This is a genomic window from Alkalibacterium sp. m-11 (assembly GCF_054658155.1).
The window spans coordinates 1-24,607 of record NZ_BAAGIR010000023.1; the positions used below are offsets into that span (position 1 = coordinate 1).

The window sequence follows — 24,607 nt, forward strand, 5'->3', positions numbered from 1 at the left end:
TGCCAAAAGTTATTCTAGAAAAAGTAGACGCATACCAAAAAGAAAATGGACTGCCTACAAGAACGGCAGCTATCCTTGAACTAATAAGAAAAGGTCTTGAGAAATAACTTCAAGCTATCGCTTGACCTAAATTCATCTCCCACTTTCACTGGTGCTTCGTACCCATACGTTTAGAAGTGGGAGACTTCTTTCGGAATTACGTTAAAACCGGTTGTTAATCTTTATATTCTTATTCCAATTTTTTCTAACAAGCATAGTTGCACCTAATAAATTGTCTATAGCAATTAATCTAATTATTCTACAGAATAGGCCTGATTGTAGAACGCAAGATTGTTTAAAAGTAAATTATTATAAAGTCGATTTTTCACAAAAAAGCCTGATAGGGGAAACTAAACCTATCAGGACAACGTATTAACCTATTTATTTTTGTTAAAAGGATTGTGCCGGCTGACAAATTTTGAAAGGGCACGGCTTGCTTTCTGAGCTCTGCTTGGACTTTGAGTGTCTTCTTCCATCTCCTGGTAGGTCGTGTAGGCCTCATTCAACGTATCATCCCCTTCAAACTCGAGATCTTTTGTCTTGAGTTCCTTGCGGTTCAATTTTATATTCTTCTTAAATTGACTGCGCATAAGACGTTCGACCAGTCCCAGGTCTATGCTTTCGCCTTCCCGCTCTTTCGCAGCTATAATACTCAATACTTCGATGTAGCTGAGTCCGAGAGCACTTGTCACGATCGAAGCGGTCGTCCCGCTGATCAGTCCACCTATAAGGGTACCCGCTCCTGGAACGAACTTAAATGCATTCGCGACAATGGTTTTCCCGATCATAGTAGCTGAACCGGTGCCTCCTACAGCAGCAATCAGACTGACTATGGTCGACTTATCCATTGAAATCCCGAATATAGCTGTAATGTGAGCGAGTAAAGTGACTTGCATGGGAATCAGTACAGAGGCATCTGAAAACGGAATCGGCGCGAAACCGACTCCGAATGTAGTCGCCACATAACGGGAAGCCCAACGTCTGGCCGCTTTAGCTTTGCGCTCGATATCAGCGTGCTGGGCGTTCATAAAAGCATCATGTGCCTCTTTCGGTATCAGTTGAAGCGTCTTGTCGATCAGTTCTTTTAGACCAAATGCTGGAATAACATAATCTTCTGTAATTTCATAAGGTTCAGCCATAATGTTCTGAACAGCTGCTACTGGAAGATTGAGATTCTCCAGGTACGCGTTGAACTCTTCAGCAGGCTTACCGATCGATTGGGTCAGAACCAGTATGACTGGAAGAACAGAGGAAATTTCTTTGATCAAGTCGATTTCCGTCTCCTCTATTCGTGATGAATTAGCCTGAATGCAGTAGTAGACGGCATGAACAGCATCTCTGGTCTGCTTGTTCTGTTCAACTAGATCGAAAATTTCGTTCTTTATATCTTTTTGAACTTTCGGGTTCAATTCGAGCCCTCTGGTATCATACAGAGTAATTGGGATACCTTTTTTAGATATACGCCTTAAATGTTTAGTAACAGGCTTCCCTATTCCGGTATCTGCAAGGTTTTCCCTGAACACACTGTTGATCAAGGTACTCTTTCCAACTCCTGTTTTTCCGGCAATCAGAATATTGACAGGGTTCATTTTTTCAATTTCAGCTTCGGTTTTCTCAAGGATGTCTTGAATCATATTGTATTTATTGTCTGAAAATTTCATAGGCGCCTCCTATTCTTTTATATCATTTTAACATGTTAGGCGGATGAAAACGAAAAAGATGCGTCTGTTCCCTTATATTTATGAGCAAAAAAACCTGCCCGTTCATCAGGCAGGTCGTAATCGATTAAATTAACCGGTAGAACTTATCTGAATTCTGCAGGGACTTCCGCAAGTTCCTCAACACTAGTTACATGCCACTGTCCGTCTCCGAACTGAAGGAGCACACGATACACATCATTGCGTCCGCTGTCGGACATGACTGCAAAGACTTGTCCAGGACCGTTGTTCCCTACACGCCAGGTGATCATATCACTCTGGTTCAGCCCAGTCACAGATGATACAGCATTGGCGATTGCTACACGGTCGCTTGACCCTTCACTGTAGTTCGTATTGTGACTTTCATCCAGCGGTGCATTTTCAATAACTTCATAGCTGGTTTCATCCGATGTATTCTCTTCTTCTTCCTCTGAGTCGACTTCTGTATCTTCAGCAGTCTCATCGTCAGAATCATCGACGAGTTCTTCATCAGCATCACTGGCTTCTTCTTCACCATTATTATTCTGATCTTCTTCGGCAGGTTCTTCTTCCCAGTCGTCTTCATCCTCGTCTTCAGTATCAGTAAGGACTTCAGATTCAGGTGTGCCGTTATCAGCATCAAAATCGACCGCAGATTCCCTATTCATGAATATAAATGCCATGATCCCAATCAGCACGACCAGCAATACAGCTATGATTCCGTAATAGATTTTTTCAGGTGTATTATTCTTAGGCCCTTTTGGTGTATTTGGTGTATTTGGTGTATTTGGTGTATTTGGTGTATTTGGTGTATTTGGTGTATTTGGTGTATTTGGTGTATTTGGTGTATTTGGTGTATTTGGTGTATTTGGTGTATTATTCTTTCTATTTGTCCGTGTCTGTTTCATATTTCAGTTGCCTCCATAACAAGTAGTTGATGATATTAAGTAAATTATACCACTGTTAAAAAGTGTAGCACAACGAATAGAATCAGGCAATGACAAATCAGATACAAAACCGACAAAAGCGTATCAAATGACTTAGTTTATTGAACTACACCCACTTTCGCTCACGCTTAGAAGTGGGCGATTCCTGGGAACAAAGTAGACTTGATACGCCTTTTCTAGAGTATCAGCGGTTGCTTTTATTTACCAGGCTAACCCCGTAGTCCCTACGGTTAGTTACGTTAAACAGGCTGTATCAGTGTTTTAAGCCCTTCGTTTAGAATGTTGATGCTCGCATTGATATCTCGGTCATGATGCACGCCGCATGCCGGGCACAGCCATTCTCTGATGATGAGAGGTTTTTTTCCATCGATATGCCCGCATGCTGAACACAGCTGACTGGAAGGAAACCATTGACTGACTTTGATCAGAGAGCGGTTATGCCATTCAGCTTTGTAAGTGAGCTTGTCGACAAAGGCAGACCAAGAGACGTCTGAAATCTGCTTAGCTAACTTCCGGTTCTTTTTCATTCCTTGAATATCAAGGGCTTCAATACAGATCACATCGTGGTTTTTGATGAGCGTTGTACTAAGCTTGTTCAAGAAATCTTGTCGTTGATTCGCTACTTTTTCGTAAAGTCCAGCGACTTTAAGGCGTTGCTTTTGATAATTCTTGGCAGCCGTCAACTCTTTGCCGTCTTTCTTTGCCTGGTCATAGCGACGGGAGAGTTTGCGCTGTTCTCTTTTAAGAGTGGCTTCCATTTTAGATGTAAAGCGATGATTGTCTTCTTTAACTCCAGTAGACAGAACCGCAAAATCAGTGATCCCTAGATCAATGCCGATAGCCGCACCCGATTTTGTTTCCGCTATCATTTCAACTTGACAAACAACCGAAACAAAGTACTTTCCCGTCGGGGTTTTGCTTATAATCGCACGCTGAATGGTGCCCTTGACGTCTTTACTTTTGGCAAAGCGCACCCAGCCTAACTTAGGGAGTTTGATTTTATTCCCTAACACCACAATATTGTCATTCGTCCATTTTGTTGTATACGATTGACGGCCGTGGGTCTTCCGTTTAAATGCAGGGTAGCCTTTTTTCTTCTGGAAAAACCTGTCAAAGGCATCTGACAAGTGTTCCAGAGCGGCCTGGAGGGCGATACTATCCGGTTCTTTAAGCCACAGCGTGTTTGACTGTTTTTTTAGTTGAGTCAAAGCAGCGGAACATTTAGTGTACGATAAGCCCTTCCCGGTTTCTTTGTATGCCGTCGTCCATTCATTTAAAAAATGATTGTAGACAAAGCGAGCGGATCCGATTGTTTTGTGTATGTGTGCTTTCTGTTTTTCATTGGGGTAGAGACGATATTTATAGGCTTTATACCTGAACATACATTCCCCTCCTCTTTAAGTTAAGATTACCTTAAAGAGAGCTTTAAATCAAGGGGAACACATCTCTTTATGTGACAAGTAACTGCAGGAAGAGGTCTGTTTTTTACAAAAAAACAGTTGAGCATGCTCAAGCGTCATTCATCACCCGCTTATAGAAGCGGATGTCTTCTGTCGCAACACGATAAAAAATAGCGAATTATGTAATAATGAGAGGGAATAAGCCTGTAGACTTCAACACCTTTATCTATACTATAATTTAGTTAATTAAGCATAACTAGAATAAAAACCCGTTCTGAGAGGTGAGTTCCCTCGCAGAGCGGGCTGAGCCTGACCGGATTATGGTTTCAGGACAAATTTAATGTTGTTGTCTTCTTTTTTGTCGAACAGATCATAGGCAGTAGACGCTTGTTCCATTGGCATGACATGCGTGATGATGTAACTGGGATCAATGTCGCCTTTCATTATCATGTCATAGAGTTTTGGCATGAGATGAGGCACGGGCGTCTGACCTGTCTTCAATGTAATGTTACTGGCGAAGATGTTGTTGATTGGGAAGTTTGACCCTGGAGTCAAGTACACTCCAGTAACCATGATCGTTCCGAATTTTTTAACAGCAATACTCGCCATTTCAAGAGGACTCGTGGTCCCTCTTTGAGCAGAAATCAGATTGGTTACTTTCTCGATCTTACGTTCTTTTCCGTCCATAACTACACAGTCAATAACAACGTCAGCTCCACCGTTGGTCATGTCTTTCAATGCCAGGCTCGGTAGATCGACTTCTTCAAAGTTCAATGTTTCTACTCCGATTTTCTTGGCTGAATATTCCAGACGATTAGGCACACAATCGACAGCTATAACTCGTGCTGCACCTTTCAGCTTGGCGAATTTTTGAGCCAGCAGGCCGACAGGTCCAGATCCAAGCACAATGACCGTGTCTCCTTCTTTCACTCCAGAATGTTCTACACTCCAGTAAGCTGTAGGAACAATATCCGATAAGAAGAGTACTTTTTCGTCCGGCACTGACTGGTCAGGTATTTTGAAGGAATTCTGATCTGCATAAGGCACACGTAGAAACTCTGCCTGGCCCCCAGGGTAGTCTCCATTCAGTTTGCCAAATCCAAACAATCCACCATAATCAGTTTCCGGATTTTTATTTGAGTTGTCACATTGGCTTTCCATTACATTGAAAACAATAGTACTTATTATTTAAATAGAAAACTCTTCATCAGTCTGCTTTTCCTTAGTGGTAAAAGGAGAAGCGTCAGATGAAGAGTCATTTATCAGTAATTATTTTTTCATCGTGATTTTTCTTAATGGTATTGTTACTAGAGGTGCAATGATAGCTGCTGCAATGGCTTCTGCTACCCCGTTCGTTCCTACTATGATTGCCAAAGCTCCAGCCAGATTGCTGATGTCTACATCAATTGCCTGAGCATAAGCTTCTCCAAAAAAGAGATAGATGAAAAACAGGACAAAAATTGTATTTGTAAAAGATCCTACGACCGACGCACTGGCGAGTGCCACCTTATCTTTCTTTGGTAACAGTCTGTGTGACAGACGATAAGACAGACCAGTAAAGAGTCCGATCAGCATTCTAGGAACAAGAGCGATCATTGGATGTGTCCAAAGTAAAAGATCCAGAGGCGTTGCCGGCATAGTATAGGCACGTATCATTCGAGTGATCCCCCAAACTGCACCGATAATGATTCCGTCCGTCGTACTCATAGTCAACGTTGCAACGATGACTGTGATATGTATGATCGTCGGATTGAGTGGTGGAATTGGAATATTCCCCAGAAACGGCACAAAGTTCTGAATCAATATGATTGCAGTAAGAATCCCCAGTAAGGCGATACGATGGGGTTTAGACATTTTCTTGTTTGTTAGCATTCGTTTTCCTCCTCTCTTACCTATTCTATTATATGCGGTTGGTCATGCTCCGGTTCAACCTCCCGATCAGAACTGTCAGCATATGGACCTCTTCTTCAGTCCAGCCGGAAAGAATGGACTCAAACTTCTCTTCAAGATGTTTATGATAATTGGAGAATACATCCAGGGCTTTATCAGTTAGTGTGAAGTAAGCATATCGTTTGTCTTCTCCAGTGGTTTTAGTCACAAATTCCTTTTTGACAAGTGCATTCATCTGTCGACTGACTGTTGATTTATCCAGCCGGCTTTTCTGAGTAATGTCTTTTAGCGTGTACTCATCGTTGCCGATCAGTTTGATCAGATTTATTGCCGAGCTTGACAGACCATGTTCATGAAGCATCAGTTCAGCTACCTGCTTGTAAAGCTGATTCAGCTCTGTGACCTTTTCTAGCAGCGCATCTGTATTGCCTGGTGATTCCATTCAATTACCCCTCTCTTTAAATGAAAAAGCTGTGAACAATTGTACACGTCAACTATACCACGCCTTATTCTATTCAGCAATCTTTTTAATAGAATTGTTGATGTATCGGAAAAAGTGCTATACTATAGAAGACTTTGTACAATGAAAGGAGTTTTTTTAATGTCTTTTGACGGGTTATTTGTCCATGCCCTCACGGATGAACTGAAAGAAATATGTGAGGGAGGCCGTATTTCTAAAATACAGCAGCCATATGAAAATGAAGTTATTCTAAAAATTAGAGCAAACCGAAAAAACGTGTCCCTTCTATTGTCTGCCCATCCACAGTATGCCCGTGTTCAGCTGACAACGATTCCTTTTGAGAATCCTGACAGCCCTCCTCACTATTGCATGATTTTAAGGAAATACCTAGATGGTGCAATTATCGAATCAATTACTCAGAAAGAAAATGATCGTCAGCTAGTCTTCTCATTCAAGAGCAGAAATGAACTTGGGGATATGGAACACCTTTCTCTTATTGTTGAAATAATGGGGCGTCACAGTAACATCCTGTTGGTCAATACGCCGGATAACAAGTTGATTGACGCAATCAGACATGTACCGGCCAGCCAGAATACTTACCGGACTCTGCTGCCTGGCGCTGAGTACCGACCGGCACCCGATCAGCATAAGAATAACCCCTTTAATTATGATGGTCCCTTCCCTGTATCAGAATTGAATACTAAAGATAAGATCAAATGGGTCCAGTCAACCTTGCAAGGATTCGGTAAAGATTCGGCAGTAGAACTTGTCCACCGTATAGAAACTCAAACAGAAGATTCTCCTGAAGCAGTTTATCAGCAGTTCATGCAGATGTTCAGTCCTGAACGTATTCAACCGACATTGATTAAGAATGGCAATAAGGAGACCTTCACCCCTTTTGACTACCATTCAATTGAAGGAGAGCGTATTAGTTATGATTCCCTGAGTAGCTTGATGGACCGTTATTTCCAGGATAAGAGTGAGCGGGACAGGGTCAATCAGCAGGCTAATGACCTGACTCAACTCGTCAGTACCTTTTATCAGAAGAACGAGAAAAAACTGAAAAAACTTGAAAAAGAGTTAAAGGAAACTGAAAAAGCTGATCAACTACGTGTTAAAGGTGAAGTGCTGACTGCCTATCTTCACGAGGTGAAAAAGGGGCAGGAGAAGATAGATTTGCCTAATTTTTATGAAGAAAATCAGATGATCTCGATTCAGCTGGATCCTCAGAAGACACCAGCAGAAAACGCACAGAAATATTTCTCTAAATATCAGAAGTTAAAGAATGCCAAGGTTCACCTGGCTCAACAGATTACTGCCACGAAAGCAGAAATGGCTTATTTTGATACACTGCTCACCCAGCTGTCTATTGCCTCTATTTCTGACTTGGATGACATCAGACAGGAACTGCGTGATGGCGGGTATTTGAAGAAACGCAGCAGTAAAAAGATGAAACCGAAGAAGTCAAAACCTGAAGCTTTCACGTCTTCAGACGGGACATCAATTCTTGTTGGAAAGAATAATACACAGAATGATGAACTGACACTGAAAAAAGCAAGAAAATCTTATTGGTGGGCTCACGCTAAAGACATACCAGGTTCTCATGTCATTATTGAAGACAGTGAACCTAGTAAAAAGACCATTGAAGAAGCTTGTATGTTGGCCGCGTATTACAGTAAGTATCGTCTGTCTTCTTCTGTTCCAGTAGATGTCGTTCAGGTTCGCCAGATAAAAAAACCGAATGGTGCTAAACCAGGTTACGTCATTTATGAGGGGCAGAGCACGTATTTTGTCACACCAAGTGCAGAAGCTGTACGCTCACTAAAAGCATAGGAAAGACCGAGTGACTACTTGATGTAATCACTCGGTCTTTAATGTTTATTGTACAACCCTCTTTTTTTAATTAGGTTTGATAATTTCTACGGCATCTTTGCCGTCGATCTCTTTCATTGATACTTTAACCTGCTCGGATTTTGATGTAGGTATATTCTTTCCGATGTAATCAGCTTTGATCGGAATTTCTCTGTGTCCTCTGTCCGTCAGAGAAGCGACCATAATTTTTTCGGGACGGCCCAGGTCGATCACAGCATCCATTGCCGCTCGAATCGTTCGACCGGTATAAATGACATCGTCGACCAGGATCACTACTTTTCCTTTTACAGAAACGGGAAAAATCTGTCCTTTTACTTCAGGATCTTCCACTTCTTCTGGAAAATGTCGATCATCACGGTAAAGGGTGATATCCAGTTCACCAACTGGGATATCCTGTCCTTCAATCTCGGAGATTTTAGAGGCGATTCTATTTGCGATATATACTCCTCTTGTTTTTATACCTGCTAGAATAACGTTGTCTATCCCTTTGTTTCGCTCGATGATCTCGTAGGAAATTCGTGTAAGTGCCCTGTTCAAGGCCACTTCATCTAAAATTGATACGACTTTTGACATGAATAGTCTCCTTTCCCTTACAGTCTTCTGATGTGATCTAGTGTTTCTTCAAATGATTCTGGCAGTGGAGCTGAAAACGATAGTCTTTCTCCTGTAGTCGGATGGACAAACTGCAAAGAGGCGGCGTGCAGGAACTGTCCTGGTCCTTCAAGCGTTTTTCTTGGTCCGTAAAGTGGATCGCCAGCCATGCGATAGCCGATATATTCCAGATGTACGCGAATCTGGTGCGTACGACCAGTTTCCAGGTTCAGTTTTAAAAGAGTAAAGTCGTTGAACCGTTCAATCACTTCGAAATGAGTTACAGATGGTTTTCCATTTTCGACAACTTTATATTTTTTACGATTTTTAGGGTCGCGTCCGATCGGAGCATCGATCGTTCCACGGTCATTTTGAATGACCCCATGGACGAGCCCGATGTATTCACGTCCGGCAGTCTTATCTTGAAGCTGTTCAGCCAGTTTTTCGTGAGCCACATCATTTTTAGCGACCATCAGAAGGCCAGATGTATCTTTGTCGATTCGGTGGACAATACCGGGTCTAATCTTTCCATTGATTCCTGATAAGTCTTTAATATGATAAAGCAATGCATTGACCAGAGTACCACCTTCATGCCCCAGAGATGGATGAACCACCATTCCCTGAGGTTTGTTGATAACAACGACATCTTTATCCTCATACACGATATCGATCGCTATGTCTTCTGGCTGTGCATCGATCTCTACAGGTTCAGGAATGGATAGTGCAATAACATCGTCCTGCTGCAATTTATAATTTGCTTTTGACGGTTCACTGTTCACGGTAACCTGTTCATCCTTGATCCATCCTTGGATTTGAGATCTTGAATGATCCGGCAGCTGATCAGCCAGAAACTTATCCAGTCGTCCTGATTCATTTTTAATAGTAAAGGTGTAGCTTTCTGTCATTCTATTGTCCAACTTTCTTCTTGTGATTTCTAATCTCGTCTATAACAAGGTAAACGATCATCAGTCCAACTCCTACCGATAAAGCAATATCTGCTATATTAAAGATCGGAAAATTGATGAAGTCAAGTTTGATCATATCAACAACATACTGTTGAATCAGTCGGTCGATGAAGTTTCCAATTGCGCCTCCAAGTATCATACTTAGCGATAAGCCGATAAGTATATCTTGCTTGCCTAACGTATGCAGATAATAAATGACGACACCTACAACGACAACCGTAACGATGTAAAAGAACAGCATCTGGCCCTCAAGTATACCCCAGGCTGCTCCCGTATTGCGATGATGAGTAAACGACAGGACATTTGGTATCCATTCTACTGTTTCTCTAAATGGAATAGTTGAAACAGTCAAATACTTGGTCAGTTGGTCCAGTCCGATGATCAGAACTGCCAAAGTGTAATAAAGTATCATAAAATCCTCTTTTCTTTAGTAGACTTTCTCATATTGTACAATATTTTTGCGATGAAACCTACCTTTACTGAAAGATTCTCTCAATCCCTTACCTCATCAAAGAAACAATATAACTCGATTACAACCATTACAGTTTAATTAGATAAAGAAGTCTGATATACTCGAAAAGTAATCGTATATATTTAAAACAATAAAGGAGGCCACACAGGAACTGGACCGATTAAGAACAGAGACTGCGGATGAACTGAATCATTTATATGATCTGGAAACTGATCTGCAGAATAGTTTCAGTGAAACACTTGAATCGGATGATGAGTTGACTACTTTAGGTGATGGCTCTTCCCCGGTATTCGAAAATATTGAATCCAGAGAAGCTGTGTTGGAAAACATAGCAGCACATGAAGAAGAAATGAGCAAACACCAGTCAACGCTCGATACTTATGAAGGAGAACTGCTGGATCAATCAGAAATCGATGCAGTTATGTCTGACGTCGATACTTTTACTGATCAGCTCATCCAGTATAGAGAAAATTACCAGGCTGCCCTCTCTTCACAAGACAGCTATTTCGTCAGTTTATCTGAAAATGGCGCGACTTATGAAGACTTCGTCGACGGCATTCAATCAATTAATGACGAACGTGACGAACTTAGAGAATACCTGCTCGTACTTGACGAGACACTGGTAGACTTTGGTGAAAGTTTAGACCAGCTGCAGACATCTATTGATAACCAATTGACTGAGGATGAATAAGGAGAAGAAGACTATGAAACGAACATTAGCTACTCTATTTTTAGCCTCATCTCTTATATTGACTGCCTGTGATACCTCAGATGCAGAATACGATTCGGATGAGCAGTCTGAACCTGTTGAAGACAGTTCTGAAGAAACCAGTGAAGGTCAAGCTGATATGAATGACGATGATCACTCTAATGAAGACTCAGATGATGAAGAAGACGTGTCAATAGATGAACCTGAAGAATCTTCATATCTTTACGAAGTCAACGAAAATGACATAGCTACAATTCAAGTGATTGAAGGCGAAGAAGCAAACGAACGTGTCGCCCTTCTTACTTATGATGATGCACCAGATAATTACGCCGTGGACATTGCTGAAGCGCTTGTCGAACATGACGCTCCTGCGATTTTCTTCGTTAACGGAATGTTTATTGAGAGTGAAGAAGGCCAGGAGATGCTTAGAGAAATTCACGAGATGGGATTTGCCATCGGGAACCATACACACACCCATCAGAGCCTCCCTTCTTTGAGTGAAGAGGAACAGACTGAGGAAATCATGAAGACTAGTGACCTTATTGAGAAAATCATCGGAGAGCGTCCTCGCTTCTTCAGAGCACCATTCGGTCAGAACACTGATCATGTCAAGGAACTTGTTAGAGAAGACGGGATGGTCCTTATGAACTGGACCTATGGCTATGACTGGGAATCCGGCTATATGGAAGCTGAGCCACTTGCTGATATTATGGTCAATACCGAACTGCTAAGACCAGGAGCCAATTTGCTGATGCATGACCGTCGCTGGACTCTTGAAGCCACGCCTCAAATTATTGAAGGCTTAAGAGAAAACGATTATGAACTGGTGGATCCCGACTTGATTCGCTCCGCCACTCCAGAACAATCAGAAAGCGAGGAAACAGATTAATGAAACTTAATTTAAAGAAACATGTATTTTACTCTGCAGCCTTATTAGCAGTTGCTTCTCTTTCCCCATCAGTCGTTTCAGCCGATGAAAATGATACTGTTGATCAGCCTGAAGATATCGAGACAACTTACCTGAACTATACTCAAGACCCCCTTCTTTCTGTACCGGAAAGTTTCCCCCGTCAGTTTAAATTTGACAGCGGAGTAAACATCGACTATCCAGAAGACGGCGTGAAAGGTATTTTCGTCACTGCCCATTCTGCAGGTGGATCCAGACTGGAAACATTGACCGAACTGCTCAATACGACTGAACTGAACAGCATGGTTATCGATGTTAAAGATGATTACGGCGATATTGTCATGCCGATAGAATCCGATCATGAATACGTCAATCAGTTCACTAATAACATTGTTGAAGCTGAACCTTTGATGGAACATCTAGAGGAAAACGATATTTACCCAATTGCACGTATTGTCGTATTTAAAGATTCCAGACTGGCTAATGAACGCCCTGATCTGTCATTTACTGAAGATGACGGATCCGTATGGGCTAACCGCCGCGGAGAAAGCTTCGTCAATCCATATGAACGTGAAGTATGGGAGTATAATGTTGAAGTGGCCCGCCAGGCAGCTAAGCTTGGCTTTAAGGATATCCAGTTCGACTATGTTCGCTTCCCTGAAGGATTTGAATACCGCGATGAAGACCTGAACTATTCTCGAGGCGATTACGAAGAGAGCGATCTAGATAATGTCAAGCAGCGTGTCGATGCTGTAACTGAATTCGTAGCTTATGCTCGTCGTGAACTTCAGCCTTATGATGTCGATGTATCTGTAGATATCTTCGGCTATGCTGCAACGCGAGAAGAAACTCCTGGTATCGGTCAGAACTTTTCAAGAATTTCTGAGAATGTCGACGTGATTTCTTCGATGATTTACCCTAGTCACTGGGGTGCAGGATCATTAGGTATTGAGCGCCCAGATCTTGAGCCGTATAATGTCATCGCAAACTACATGGAACTCGAAAACGAAATCCTTGATAACCTGGGCGACCGTGCCCCTATTTCCCGCCCGTGGATCCAGGACTTCACAGCATCTTATCTTGGTTCAGGATGGTACATGAATTATGGCGCTGAAGAAGTCAGTGAGCAGATTCGCGCCTTGAATGAATATGGAGTGGATGAATTCCTCTTATGGAATGCAGGAAACCGTTATTCTGAAGGTGCTACCTACAGTTTTGATTAATAGATGAATAAATTAAAAATCTCTCGTTGTTGTTCGCTAATGAATGACTTCGAGAGATTTTTTTGTGTGAAATACGTCACTAAGATGGATTTCTGTTCTAAGTTCCGGTCCAATCGTCCAAGCACAGGTACTCATACGAATTTTTACCTCTAGTTACGAAGCAACCACATTAATCTGTCTCTATCGTCTACGCGCTATAGATCAACATGACTCTTAAAAAAATTTCATAAGAAAAAGCAGCTGATTCAGCTGCTTTCCCTTTAATCATAACCCTTCACTAGTTCACCTGAATCGTCTGGCCATTATCCAGCAGAACCAAGTATGTCTCGAGTACTGGTTTTCTCAGTATCGATTCCAGTGCCTGCTTGTACAGCATGAGCTGACCTTTATATTTTTTAAGCATTTCTTCTTCAGCTCGATCCTGGAAGCGTTCAACATTGTCTGTCTTATAGTCAAAGAGAATGAGGCCTTCTTCCCCTTCAATATAGCCGTCGATAATCCCGTGAATCAGTACGTTGTCATCCACTGCCTTCATATCCTGAAAAATATCTCTAGCTTCCAGGAGAAGTGAGAACGGCACTTCCCTCTTCATTGACGAAACATGGCCTAATATATAGCGCCCAAATGTTGTCTGGAAAAATCGGTCGATTTTTTCTACAGGTATTAGCTCAGCAATATCTTCAGTGATGACTTTTTCAGAAGCAAGTTTATTTACCTCAGCTTTAATATCCTCAGCAGTTAGCGATTCATTCAAGTCAATAGCCTGCAGCACCAGGTGGGTGGCTTTACCGATTTCTGCTCCGCTTGGTTTCAATACCTCCTGTAGAAACTTGGGCCGCTCCAGTTCATCTTCAACGTACCTGTTGGACTGTCTAGGATTCGTTACATCAATTTTCACCATCTGTCCGTCATCCGGTTCTTCAAACATGCGTTTAATCTCGGACACAGACTGGTAACTGGTGGTCTGAGTAGCCAGCTCATATGGGTACTCAAAAGTCATTAGACTAAGGGCCTGCGATACAGCTGCTTTCACTGTCTCGTTATCTGACTCCTTCATTTTCCCTTGTTTCAGGTCCTCAAACCAGTTACTGCTTTCTTCATTCTGATAGCTGATCAGATGCTCTTCGAGTTCAGTCGACTGGTAAAATGAGACAGTAAACGACGTGTCATAAGTGTGGACCCATCTATTCTGGGACTTGATTTCGCTTTCTGCTTTCATGTTCTGGTGCCTGATCAGGCATTGACCAATCCAGTCCATGAAATGCTGAGAATCAAGCCTTAATGCTGGTGGGAGAACAGTTTGAGCATGCCCACTCACCTTGTTCCATTTGCTGATAGCCGTTTCTTTATTTTTGTAGGATCCAACCAGGAACAGTTTCTGTTCAGCCCGTGTCAAAGCTACATATAAGACCCGCATCTGTTCAGATAAAATCCGGTTCTTCTTCTGCATTTTCAAAACGGTTTCCGGCAAAGTCGGCGTTTTGATCCGGTTCGTGACGTCGATATATTCTGATCCGACCCCGTATTCTTCATCAAGCACGGTAGAACCCCTGATATCCATCAGGTTGAATCGCTTGGACATATCCATGACAAATACGATCGGAAATTCAAGCCCTTTACTGGCATGTATCGTCATGACTCTGACTGCATCCTCCCCATCGGTTACGGCTGATGGTTCAGCGAGATCTTTGTCTTTTTTCTGCATCTTTTCGATAAATCGGATAAACTGGAACAAACCCTTAAATGACGTTTTTTCATATGAAGCCGCACGTTCGTATAGGGCATGTAGATTGGCTTTTCTCTGTCTGCCGGAACTCATGCCTCCGACATAATGCAGGAAACCAGTGTCTTCGTATATCATCCAGATCAGTTCGACCAGCGATTTTCTCTTGGACTGAGTCCGCCAGTGTTCAAGCTGCTGATAAAACTGAATCAGTTTCTCCTGCAATTTGATATTTCCTTCATCTTGCCAGTTTGTCCGACTGACAAAAGCCTCCAGCGCTTCAAAATACGTGCCCTGCTTGTCTTCGATGCGGATGCGAGCCATGTCGACTTCGTTCAGTCCGACCATGGGTGAGCGAAGAACTGCAGCAAGCGGAATATCCTGTTTCGGATTATCTATGACTTTAAGCAGTGACATCATGATTGCTATCTCAGTGGTCTGGAAATAGTTTTGAGTATCATTCACGGCTGTTGGGATCTGAAGCTGTTTAAAGATATCCTGAATATCAATATTATTTTTCTTTGTTGGTGTGAGAAGCACAATATCCTTGAACTGCACAGGTCTGTTGGCTTTCATCTCTTTATCATAAACCTCATATCCGGCGGCGACCATTTCAAGAATTTTATCGGCAACCATGTATATTTCGCCTTTAGTCTTTGTGTTCATCTGAAACGTAACACTGTCGCTCTCCAAAGAATCGCTATCTTCTTCAGATTCCTCTTCTTCTGTTTCATATATCAGAACATCGGCAGAGAAACGGTCAGATTCCGGAAAGGCGGTAAACCCGTTTATCAGTTTAGCCGATTCATCATAGGCCAGTTCGCCCACTTTTTTGTCCATCAGCTGTTCGAAAATGAAATTGGTAAACTGAAGCACATCCGGACGCGAGCGGAAATTTTCAGCTAAAATGATCCGGTCCCCATCCTGACTTTTTTCGTATCGTTCGTATTTCTCAATGAAAAGACTAGGATCAGCTAGCCTGAAAGAGTAAATGGACTGCTTGACGTCCCCCACCATGAACTGATTCCCGATATCGTCAGATGAACGAGTCAGCCATTTCAAAATCGTTTCCTGAATCAGGTTGATATCCTGATACTCATCGACCATCACTTCAGCAAACTGTCTGCGGTAATGCCTGGAGGCTTCGGAAGGTACTGACTGTCCGTCATCAGCATCAATAAGAATGGCCAGGGTCAGATGCTCCAGATCGTTAAAGTCCAGCACTTTTCTGTCTGCTTTATGCTGCTGGTAGCGTTCGTAAAACAGTACTGCCACACGAGATAGTTCTTCAACGAGTCCTTTTACTGCACTCATCGTTTCCGCTTGTTCATCGGGTGATAATAGGAAATAGTTGTCTCTTAAGGAAACGACAAAGGATTTGGCTTTATCTCGGAAGCTTTTCATTTCCTTAGCGGCTTCCTTGACTTCATCAGGTGAATGTTTGCCTGGATTTTTCCATCTTGGGAATATTGGGCCATTCAGTAAACTGTATACATCATTGAGACGGTCTTCATGGATAGCCTGCTCAGCCCGTTCGACCAGCTCCAGGTCATTCACAAGCAGCTCAACCGTCTTATCAAGTGACGGATCGCCATTACTCATTTGATGAGCATCGCTTAGAAGTTCCTTAGCAGTGTCCAACGTATCCAGAATTGCAGGCTTGGCCAGTTCCTGGAAAATGGTACTGCTGGCCAAGTCGCCCCCTTCCGTTTCATATCGGCTGGACAAGTCTGATAGCCACCCTTTTGAATCAGTCTTGGACCGTGAAAAATCATAAAGTTTGAAGATAAGATCAGTCAGCCCGTCATCACTGCGGTCATTTGAGTACGCCTGAGCCAGTGCTTCAAACAAAGAATCTTCTTCGCCGTATAATTCCTCTCTCAGTTCCTCCCAGACATCTTCTTTCATGAGAGCAATTTCTGTATCGTCCGTCAGCAGTCGAAAGACGGGATCGAAGTCGATTAGATAATAGTAGCGTTTGATTACTTTCAGACAGAATGAATGCAAGGTCGAAATGTCTGCATGACCTAAAAGAGGAATCTGACGAATCAGATGCTGCTTTTTCTTAGGATCCGTTTCAGCGTTGATTTCCTTCTGAATGGCTCTCTGGATCCGTTCTTTCATTTCTCTTGCTGCGGCATTAGTATATGTCACGACAAGCAGTTCATTAATGTCCGTAAAGTTTTTGATTTTTTCAATCACTCGCTGCACAAGGACGGTCGTTTTTCCGGACCCTGCAGAAGCAGAGACCAGGATATTCTTGCCTTCATCATAAATTGCCTGCCACTGATGATCCGTAAATTGGGCATCAGCCGGCTTTGATGGAATAGTTGCCATTAGTTGTCATCTGCTCCTCTCTCGCTTAAGTCCAGGTATTTAGATTTTAATTTATCGATCAGATCGGACTGATCACTGATGGGTTCAAGTTGCCGGTACTGATTCTGTCCGTTCGGTAGAAGAACATCAAACTGGGAAATCGGCTGATAGATGCCTCGAACAGATGGTGTAAATTCTTTCTTGTCGTAAATAGGCGACAAGGTATTTTCACCTGCCAGGATCCGGTTACCTGCTTCTCTGATTTTTTCCCTGTTATGTCTGAAGAGCAGATCTAGATCCTCCATTGTGATCAGCTTTCCTTTAATCTGGTCTCTTGTTTTGACATACTCAAGAGGATAGACCAGGGAATATTTGTTTTCAGGCAGAGTCAGGTCCAGTTTTTCAACCAGCTCGTCCTCATTCAGAATGATCCCGTCCATTTTAAATGACTTCAGCCAGACATCCAACCAGTCCTTTTTAAGCAAATCGCTGGCTTTAAGCATTGGGTTATTGACATGGGCATAAAATGCACCTGCGGGCTTGGCCTTTTTACCAAAAATATCTTCCGAGTAATGAACAGCTGTATCAAGATAAGTCAACATCTGCATCATCAGTCCGTGATATATTTCATCGAACTTCAGTGATTTTCTGCTGGATTTGTAATCTACAATACTTAAATACAACTCATTTTCCAGTTCCAAAGCATCCAGCCGATCGATTTTTCCGCGTACATAGAGATTTCCTCCAGTATTAAGGGGGAAATTAAGCCCCGGTACCCCTTCTCGACTCCCCAGTCGTCCAAAAAGGACCTCTGACTTGCGTGGTCTCATCTGTGTCCGTCTCGTCTGGTTCGACAGGGCCTTGACCATCTGCTGAATGGTACGGCTCAGTTGTTTTCGTATGAATTTCATCCGATTTGACATGGACAGCAGTTTGAACTTGTTGTTCTGATACAGTTCCTGAAGAACCTCTTCTGTTACAGATTCAAGTTCATCTTCGTTCAGCTGATCAAAGGACAAATTATTGGTAATAATTGATCTGAAAATACTATCCAGAGCATCGTGGAAAAAGGTTCCTGTTTCTGCCGGAGTCAGCTCCTGGACAGCCCGTTCCCGCAGTTTTAATCCGTACTGGAGGAAATGACTGTACGGATCCAGATAAAAACTTTCCAGCTGTGACACTGAAAGATACAGATCTTTCCCGTAGAGTTCTTCAGCCAGTTCTGGTGACAGGCGTCGAGGAATATTTCTATATTCAAGACTCTTTAGTATTTTCTTTTCAACCTCCGAGGACTGTTTCTGCAGGTTCTGAAATAAGATAGTCCAAAAAATTGGCGGATTAGTCTTATGATCCAGCCGGTCTCTTAAAATAGTCACTAGCTGACCGATCGTCTGACGTCTGGATCCGACAAAAGAAAGAGATAAATCAGTTGACTCATCAGTCACGGCCCCAGCATCAGTGTATTTACGGTCAATCGGTATAGCGAGCTGGCGGTTAAGACGTTCGATGTAAGGGCTCAGTCGGTTGTCACCAGAGCCGTCATTCTTCATCGGATAACTGAGGATCAGTTTATCCGACGCAATAAGAAAGGCAAGATAGGCAGTGAAGGGCTCGTTAGCCAGTCTTCCCGCTGTGGATGGCATGAGAAATTTATCGTCCGGGAGAAACACGCCAAGTTGTTCCCTGTCTTCGTCTGTCAGTATAGAGTCATTTTCTGAATTCAAGGGCAGCTGTGTATCTGTCATTCCCATGATGACTACTAATTTCTTGCAGTTAAGCCGTGATTTGTCAAACTGAGTGAACATGACTTGATCGATACTCGGAGGGACAATGGCGTATGTTGCCTGTTCAAATCCAGTTTCTAGAACTGACAGAAAGGTATCGACTTCCCAGGCTTCATCACCAAGCACATCGACGAACTCGTCCAGTAGCTGGATGAAGGTCTGCCAGACTTGTTCGTGTTTTCTCGCATCTTCAAGTTCCCCATCCTCAAGTGCCTGATCACGCCAGTATAGGAGTTGACGATCAATTCCGTGCCGCTCAAGAAACTGATAGATAAGACGCACAGCTTCTCGGTTCGTTTTAACTCTATCCAGCTGTTTGAAAAACGGAAGAAACGCTGAGCGAATGATTGAACGCGCCTGATTTGCCTGTTCCTGCATCCGTTTGTCTGCATCCAGCTGGTCATCCATTTCTTCTAGATGAAAGCGTGCATAGATCCAGTCTTCATCTCTTACCCAGTCATTGCCTTCGTACCCATAAGCAAGCATGACGTTCTCAAGAGTATCTACGGATTGTCGCCAGCTTTCCGATTTAGAACTCCAGAAAGATAGGCGGTCTTTCTTTTCTTTAGGAACAGTCCGTTCATCTTCCACAGGAATGAACAGTTCAGTTTTAAGAAAGCGCATGACATCTTCATAACGGTAATGTCGTTTATAGATATTTACTAGACTTTGTATACATTCTACCAATGCATGATGGGACATCTTATCTGCTTCGTCAATAAACAGAGGGATGTCATTTTCCGCAAAAGTAGAACCCATTAGCATTTTGTAATCTTCAAGGGTTCTAGCACATACAAGAATGTCCTTATAGCGGTAATTGCCCTCAGTAACTAACTGTTTTATAGTAGTTGCCGTGTGCAACACTTCGGCTTGTCTTGATTCTGCTTCTCTTATTTCTATACAGCTGCTGTAATCAGCTGACGGGTGCGACCGTCGTTTAGGTGACAAATCGAAACTGCTGACCCAGTAGTCTTCAAAGTTTTGCAGTGCATCACATCGCTCACGACTGTTGTCTTTTACAACAGTATCATTCAATACTTGTAGACGACGATTTCTGGCTTCCTGGTAAAGCCTGAAATAAGTCATTCCAGTCTGATAAAAAAAGTTAGTCATCTCTGGAGGTTCCACCGCATATTTTTTATCTAGAACCAAAGAAACTTTTACATCCTTTGCATGTTCGACCATCTGCAGGACCAGCTCCTGCTCCTGTGCCGAAAAGCGGTGAAAGTTATCAATGATGATGTGGGTACGGCTAAGATCCCTTATTTTAACTTCTTCAATCAGCGCTTCAAGTACATCCTCTTTTTCAATATACTTTCCTTCAAGATGAGAGAGAAAAGAATCATACAGCAGGGTAATATCTTTGAGTTTAAGTAAGAGGTCTCTAGTGCCTGGCTCACCTTCAAAGATCTGACCACTGATATTAGTCAGATCTTCTGGCATTACGCGAGCCTTTCTCAATTCCATAAACAGTTCAGTCGTTTTTTCTACAAAGCCCTGCTGCTGACTTTCTCCTCTGAATATGGTCAGGGCTTCCTCATTTTCTCTTAAAAGTCGACGCATCAGCATGGTCAGTCCTGTTTCAGTAAGCTGGGAATGACTGTATAAGGCCGTGTCCTGAAGAAAGTACCATGCCAGACGACTGAAACTGAACACCTGCAGATTGATCATTCCTGCCAGATGACGATCATTATCTGGCTGACTGTCTTTTATACGATCCAGAATAGCCATTTCCGATTCAAATTTCATATGATCCGGGACTAGATAGAAAACTTGTGCCTCTTCATCCTCCATCCAATTCATCATCTGGTCGAAAAGTATTTTCTTCTTATCCGTCTGCAGTCTGCTCAGAATAAATTGAAGACCCATTCATGTGCTCCTCTCTCTTAAGCTATTGATTTAATGTTAAGAAGAAAGGAAAGAAAGGCCGGTTAAGCCTTCTTCCCTTTTCTTTTTATTCTGCTGCAGCAAGCTTTGCGATTTCAATCAATACATCAGTAGCTTTAATCATGCTCTCTACAGCTACGAATTCATAACGTCCATGGAAATTTTCTCCTCCAGCAAAAATATTTGGAGTTGGTAGACCCATGAATGAAATCTTTGATCCGTCTGTTCCCCCACGAATAGGTTTGACGATAGGACTGATTCCCAAATTATTCATTGCTTTATCAGCAAGTTTAACCGGTCTCATGTCTTTTTCAATGACTTCGCGCATGTTATAGTACTGATCTTTCATTTCAACAGAAACGCGCTCTTCATCAAATGTTTCGTTCAGCTTAGAAGCAACAGTTATCATCTGTTCTTTCTTTGATTCAAAGGCTTCCCGATCATGATCTCTTATAATATACTGCATCATGGCTTCATCCACGGTCCCCGTGATTTCAAGAAGATGGAAGAACCCTTCTCTACCGTCAGTTCGTTCAGGGACTTCATTTTCAGGTAATGCCTGATCAAAAGATACGGCTAGTTTAAGCGCATTGATCATCTTATCTTTAGCAGTCCCCGGGTGGACGTTTTTCCCTTTGATTCTTATTTTTGCCCCTGCTGCGTTGAAACTTTCATACTCAAGTTCCCCGACAGGGCCTCCGTCAACTGTATACGCAAAATCCGCTCCAAAGTGGTCGACATCGAATCGGTCTGCTCCCACACCAATTTCTTCATCAGGTCCGAAAGCCACACGGATTTTTCCATGCCTGACTGTCGGATTGGCAATAAAGAACTCGACCATACTCATGATTTCAACAATACCTGATTTATCATCTGACCCAAGTAATGTCGTCCCGTCGGTTGTAATCAGTGTTTGACCAATATAATTTTTCAGATTAGGAAAATCGTCCGGAGATAATCGAATACCCTGCTCTTCATTAAGTACGATCGTTTCACCATCATATTTTTCAATAATCTGCGGACTGATATGTTCTGAATTGAAGTCAGCCGTGTCCATATGAGCTATGAAGCCGATGACCGGTCCTGTATCTTCAGCGTTCGCAGGCAATGTAGCCGTTACGAATCCATTTGACTCATTGTATTCCACATCGCTCATCCCGATTTCTTTAAGGTCAGCCATCAGTACACGAGCAAAATCTGCTTGTTTCTGAGTGGAAGGTACTGATGAAGATTCAGCATCTGAACGTGTATCGATTTTGACATAAGTTAGAAAACGGTCCATTAAATTTTTATACATAGTCATCCCATCCTTTTAATTTGAGTAAGTAAAGACATCCGTTTGTGTCGCTGTCTGTAAAATAGTCAGGTCCCAGTTATTAGTCAGTTTCAGCTGTTCGAAATATCCGGCCAGCTTCGGCACACAGATTGCTTCCATATAATGACCGGCATCAATGAAATCCAGCCCGTCTCTCAGCATATCCTGTGCTCCGTGGTAGGAAATGTCCCCAGTAATGAAGAGAGTCGCTCCACTGGACAGAGCCTCTTTATAGTACTTTTCTCCGGATCCTCCGAATATAGCTGCTTTCTCATGTTTACGTTCAAGATCGTTTGAGCCGAAACGCACACCATCTACTGGAAAGAGTGTTCTGATCCTCGCAGCGAGTTCCTCGGTAGTTTCAGGTTTCTCCAGCTTACCGGCCCGACCGAATCCGAATGCATCGGTCTGATTGTCTAGGGTAAACAGGTCAAAGACCGGTTCTTCATAAGGATGGTTAGCTCTCAGTGCCTCAATGACAGGATAGACAGAAGAATTCTTCAATAGCATTTCGATGCGCTGTTCATGGATCACTTCTTCTTTGCCGATTTCACCTTCTGTAGGATTTGCACCTTCCTGAGGCGTAAAACGGCCATGCCCTTCCAGAGTATAGGACACGTCTTTGTAGTCGCCAACTTCTCCAGCTCCTGCTGAATGCAGAGCCTTTCTAACCTTGTCTGCAGCATAATCGGGGACATACGCGGCCAGTTTCTTATAGCCTTCTTTGGTACTCACTGAGACGATATGTCGCTCCTCCTGACTGATACCTATACTGTCAGCCAGCCAGTCATTCATCCCGCCTTCTGCCGCATCAAGATTGGTATGGGCAGAGTATACTGCAATATCTGATTTGACCAGGTCAAGAAACTCCCGTGTTCTGGAGTCCTCATCAGTCAAGTTTTTTAACGGTTTGAAGATCGCAGGGTGATGAGTGATAATCAGATCCGCCTGCTTATCTTTTGCTTCCTGGATCGTCTGCTTGTCAACATCGAGAGCTATCAGAACAGTCTTGACCGCTTTGTTTTTAGAACCAAAGGATAAACCGACTGGATCCCATCCTTCAGCAAGTGAAGGGGGGGCGAGCTGGTCAAGTGCAGTTGCCAGATCGTTCACTGTCACGTCTGTCATTCGATCATCTCCTTAATCAGTTTAATTTCTTCTTTGAGTACCGATAGCTTTTCTTCATTAGGCTGGCTTGACCGTTCCATCTGACCGACGATGAACTCATCCGTATGCATCTGCTGGGTCCACTTTTTCTTGAACGTCTCAGATTGTTCCTTACTGAGATATGGACCAAACAGTAAATCTTTTTTGGAATAAGTTACTGGAGTGTCAGACGGTACGGCTTTGATGATTTCATAAATCTTTTCATTTTCCTCAAGAATCGTTTCATCTGTAATACGGTACTGCTGTTCCATCAGGTATTCTCTTACAGTTTCTTCAAACACATTCGGCTGTAGTATCAATGTTTCCTGACCAGTCAGTCTATCATTTTCTTGTCCTTTTTCAAGGATCGATCGGATCAGTGCACCACCCATTCCAGCTATAGTAACCGTGTCGATTCGATCTTCGGGTTTTAAAACCATTAATCCGTCACCCAGTCGGACTTCAACTATTTTTTCCAGTCCGGTCCGCCTGACTTCCTTCACTGCGTTGTTAAATGGCCCCTGGACCACCTCTCCTGCCACAGCAAAAGTGATTTTCCCCTGGTCTGCTAGATAACACGGCAGATAAGCATGGTCAGACCCGATATCAGCCACTCTTGCCCCTTTTTCTACGTAGTCGGCTACCTGCTTGAGCCGTTTTGATAATTGAACTGAATTCATAGGTCACCTCTTTAAAGTCTTCCTATCTATTTTACCAGTTTTCAGCAAAGATTGAAAAGTTTTGAATAAATTTAACAGGAATTAATACAGAGAAAACCCCCGGATCACTTATAGTGGGTTTCCGGGGGTTCTCATAAAAGTAGTTGATCATGCATTAGGGTGATCTTTATTTACGGTTTCTTAATCAATACATTTCTTTCGCATCATGGTCTCCTACGCCAGTCGCATTATTTGAGTAAAGAATAGTATCCTGTTTCTGATACCCTTCGTTCTTCAGCTGACTGACGACTTTCAACGCATCATCCGGTTGTCATAGGTGCCGATTATTGAATGATTATTTTTATGCATGCTATCTCTCCTATAAAATTTCTAGCTTAGATTAACCATCAAATATTATTATAGGAATAATCGGATGAATTGACCAATAATAGACCTTATGTCACTTTAGGATTTATAAAAATTTAACTAGACAAATGACATAAAAAAAGCTTCGGCTACGCCTTCGCCCTTTTGGGATAGTGCGTAGCCATTACTTTTTCAGTTCTGAATTATCGTAGACGATACCGTGAATACTCTTATAGTAAACAGGAACCATCTCATTTCCA

At 42.6% G+C, this 24,607-nt stretch carries 17 protein-coding genes and 1 pseudogene; 4 read left to right on the top strand and 14 right to left on the bottom strand.

Annotation, left to right across the window (positions count from 1 at the left end):
- Nucleotides 1–416: 416 nt before the first annotated feature.
- From ACYQ2O_RS04205 to ACYQ2O_RS04230, 6 genes and pseudogenes are all read right to left on the bottom strand, one after another.
- A complete protein-coding gene (locus tag ACYQ2O_RS04205) occupies nucleotides 417–1,700 on the bottom strand; it encodes a YcjF family protein (protein ID WP_346025062.1) in 1,284 nt (427 codons plus the stop codon).
- Nucleotides 1,701–1,843: 143 nt separating this feature from the next.
- Nucleotides 1,844–2,623, bottom strand: coding sequence for a YrrS family protein (locus ACYQ2O_RS04210; protein ID WP_459796054.1), 780 nt, complete (start codon nucleotides 2,621–2,623; stop codon nucleotides 1,844–1,846).
- Between the two features lie 278 nt (nucleotides 2,624–2,901).
- Nucleotides 2,902–4,044, bottom strand: coding sequence for an IS200/IS605 family element RNA-guided endonuclease TnpB (tnpB, locus tag ACYQ2O_RS04215; protein ID WP_346025060.1), 1,143 nt, complete (start codon nucleotides 4,042–4,044; stop codon nucleotides 2,902–2,904).
- 336 nt (nucleotides 4,045–4,380) lie between these two features.
- Nucleotides 4,381–5,229: pseudogene (locus tag ACYQ2O_RS04220) on the bottom strand (zinc-binding dehydrogenase); the annotation flags it as partial.
- Between the two features lie 102 nt (nucleotides 5,230–5,331).
- Nucleotides 5,332–5,934 carry an ECF transporter S component gene (locus ACYQ2O_RS04225; protein ID WP_346025059.1) on the bottom strand — a complete coding sequence of 201 codons (603 nt, stop codon included), beginning with the start codon at nucleotides 5,932–5,934 and terminating at the stop codon, nucleotides 5,332–5,334.
- A gap of 28 nt (nucleotides 5,935–5,962) precedes the next feature.
- Nucleotides 5,963–6,394 carry a MarR family winged helix-turn-helix transcriptional regulator gene (locus ACYQ2O_RS04230; RefSeq protein WP_346025058.1) on the bottom strand — a complete coding sequence of 144 codons (432 nt, stop codon included), beginning with the start codon at nucleotides 6,392–6,394 and terminating at the stop codon, nucleotides 5,963–5,965.
- A 159-nt stretch (nucleotides 6,395–6,553) separates the two neighbouring features.
- On the opposite strand from ACYQ2O_RS04230, the gene ACYQ2O_RS04235 reads away from it, so the two are divergent.
- The gene (locus ACYQ2O_RS04235) at nucleotides 6,554–8,245 is read left to right on the top strand and encodes an NFACT RNA binding domain-containing protein (RefSeq protein ID WP_346025057.1); all 1,692 of its coding nucleotides are present in this window, start codon (nucleotides 6,554–6,556) and stop codon (nucleotides 8,243–8,245) included.
- Between the two features lie 66 nt (nucleotides 8,246–8,311).
- Here the strand turns inward: ACYQ2O_RS04235 and pyrR are convergent, their stop codons facing one another.
- From pyrR to lspA, 3 genes are read right to left on the bottom strand one after another with little or no spacing between them, the layout of a single operon-like run.
- On the bottom strand, nucleotides 8,312–8,857 hold the full coding sequence (gene pyrR, locus ACYQ2O_RS04240; RefSeq protein WP_346025056.1) for a bifunctional pyr operon transcriptional regulator/uracil phosphoribosyltransferase PyrR: 546 nt from the start codon (nucleotides 8,855–8,857) through the stop codon (nucleotides 8,312–8,314).
- A 17-nt stretch (nucleotides 8,858–8,874) separates the two neighbouring features.
- Nucleotides 8,875–9,780: an RluA family pseudouridine synthase gene (locus ACYQ2O_RS04245; protein ID WP_346025055.1), complete on the bottom strand. Its 906-nt coding sequence runs from the start codon at nucleotides 9,778–9,780 to the stop codon at nucleotides 8,875–8,877.
- A 1-nt stretch (nucleotide 9,781) separates the two neighbouring features.
- Nucleotides 9,782–10,252 carry a signal peptidase II gene (lspA, locus tag ACYQ2O_RS04250; protein ID WP_346025054.1) on the bottom strand — a complete coding sequence of 157 codons (471 nt, stop codon included), beginning with the start codon at nucleotides 10,250–10,252 and terminating at the stop codon, nucleotides 9,782–9,784.
- 190 nt (nucleotides 10,253–10,442) lie between these two features.
- On the opposite strand from lspA, the gene ACYQ2O_RS04255 reads away from it, so the two are divergent.
- Genes ACYQ2O_RS04255 through ACYQ2O_RS04265 form a run of 3 tightly spaced genes read left to right on the top strand, consistent with a single transcriptional unit; the run spans nucleotide 10,443 to nucleotide 13,151 of the window.
- Nucleotides 10,443–11,003 (top strand): YkyA family protein, encoded by a 561-nt coding sequence (locus tag ACYQ2O_RS04255; protein WP_459796065.1) that lies wholly within the window; start codon nucleotides 10,443–10,445, stop codon nucleotides 11,001–11,003.
- Between the two features lie 13 nt (nucleotides 11,004–11,016).
- Complete coding sequence (locus tag ACYQ2O_RS04260; protein WP_346025053.1) at nucleotides 11,017–11,910, top strand: polysaccharide deacetylase family protein; 894 nt, start codon at nucleotides 11,017–11,019, stop codon at nucleotides 11,908–11,910.
- Nucleotides 11,910–13,151 carry a putative glycoside hydrolase gene (locus ACYQ2O_RS04265; RefSeq protein ID WP_346025052.1) on the top strand — a complete coding sequence of 414 codons (1,242 nt, stop codon included), beginning with the start codon at nucleotides 11,910–11,912 and terminating at the stop codon, nucleotides 13,149–13,151. Before ACYQ2O_RS04260 ends, ACYQ2O_RS04265 begins: the two co-directional genes overlap by 1 nt.
- A gap of 277 nt (nucleotides 13,152–13,428) precedes the next feature.
- On the opposite strand, the gene addA is transcribed toward ACYQ2O_RS04265, so the two are convergent.
- The 5 genes from addA to ACYQ2O_RS04290 form a co-directional block, all read right to left on the bottom strand.
- Entirely contained in the window at nucleotides 13,429–17,211 is a 3,783-nt protein-coding gene (gene addA, locus ACYQ2O_RS04270; protein ID WP_459796056.1) for a helicase-exonuclease AddAB subunit AddA, read from the bottom strand.
- Nucleotides 17,211–20,843, bottom strand: coding sequence for a PD-(D/E)XK nuclease family protein (locus tag ACYQ2O_RS04275; RefSeq protein ID WP_459796058.1), 3,633 nt, complete (start codon nucleotides 20,841–20,843; stop codon nucleotides 17,211–17,213). Before ACYQ2O_RS04275 ends, addA begins: the two co-directional genes overlap by 1 nt.
- Nucleotides 20,844–20,928: 85 nt before the next feature.
- The gene (pepT, locus tag ACYQ2O_RS04280; protein WP_459796059.1) at nucleotides 20,929–22,158 is read right to left on the bottom strand and encodes a peptidase T; all 1,230 of its coding nucleotides are present in this window, start codon (nucleotides 22,156–22,158) and stop codon (nucleotides 20,929–20,931) included.
- Nucleotides 22,159–22,173: 15 nt separating this feature from the next.
- A complete protein-coding gene (locus ACYQ2O_RS04285; protein ID WP_459796061.1) occupies nucleotides 22,174–23,304 on the bottom strand; it encodes a Nif3-like dinuclear metal center hexameric protein in 1,131 nt (376 codons plus the stop codon).
- Entirely contained in the window at nucleotides 23,301–24,002 is a 702-nt protein-coding gene (locus ACYQ2O_RS04290) for a tRNA (adenine(22)-N(1))-methyltransferase (RefSeq protein ID WP_459796063.1), read from the bottom strand. The genes ACYQ2O_RS04285 and ACYQ2O_RS04290 overlap by 4 nt, the downstream gene beginning before the upstream one ends.
- Nucleotides 24,003–24,607 lie beyond the last annotated feature (605 nt).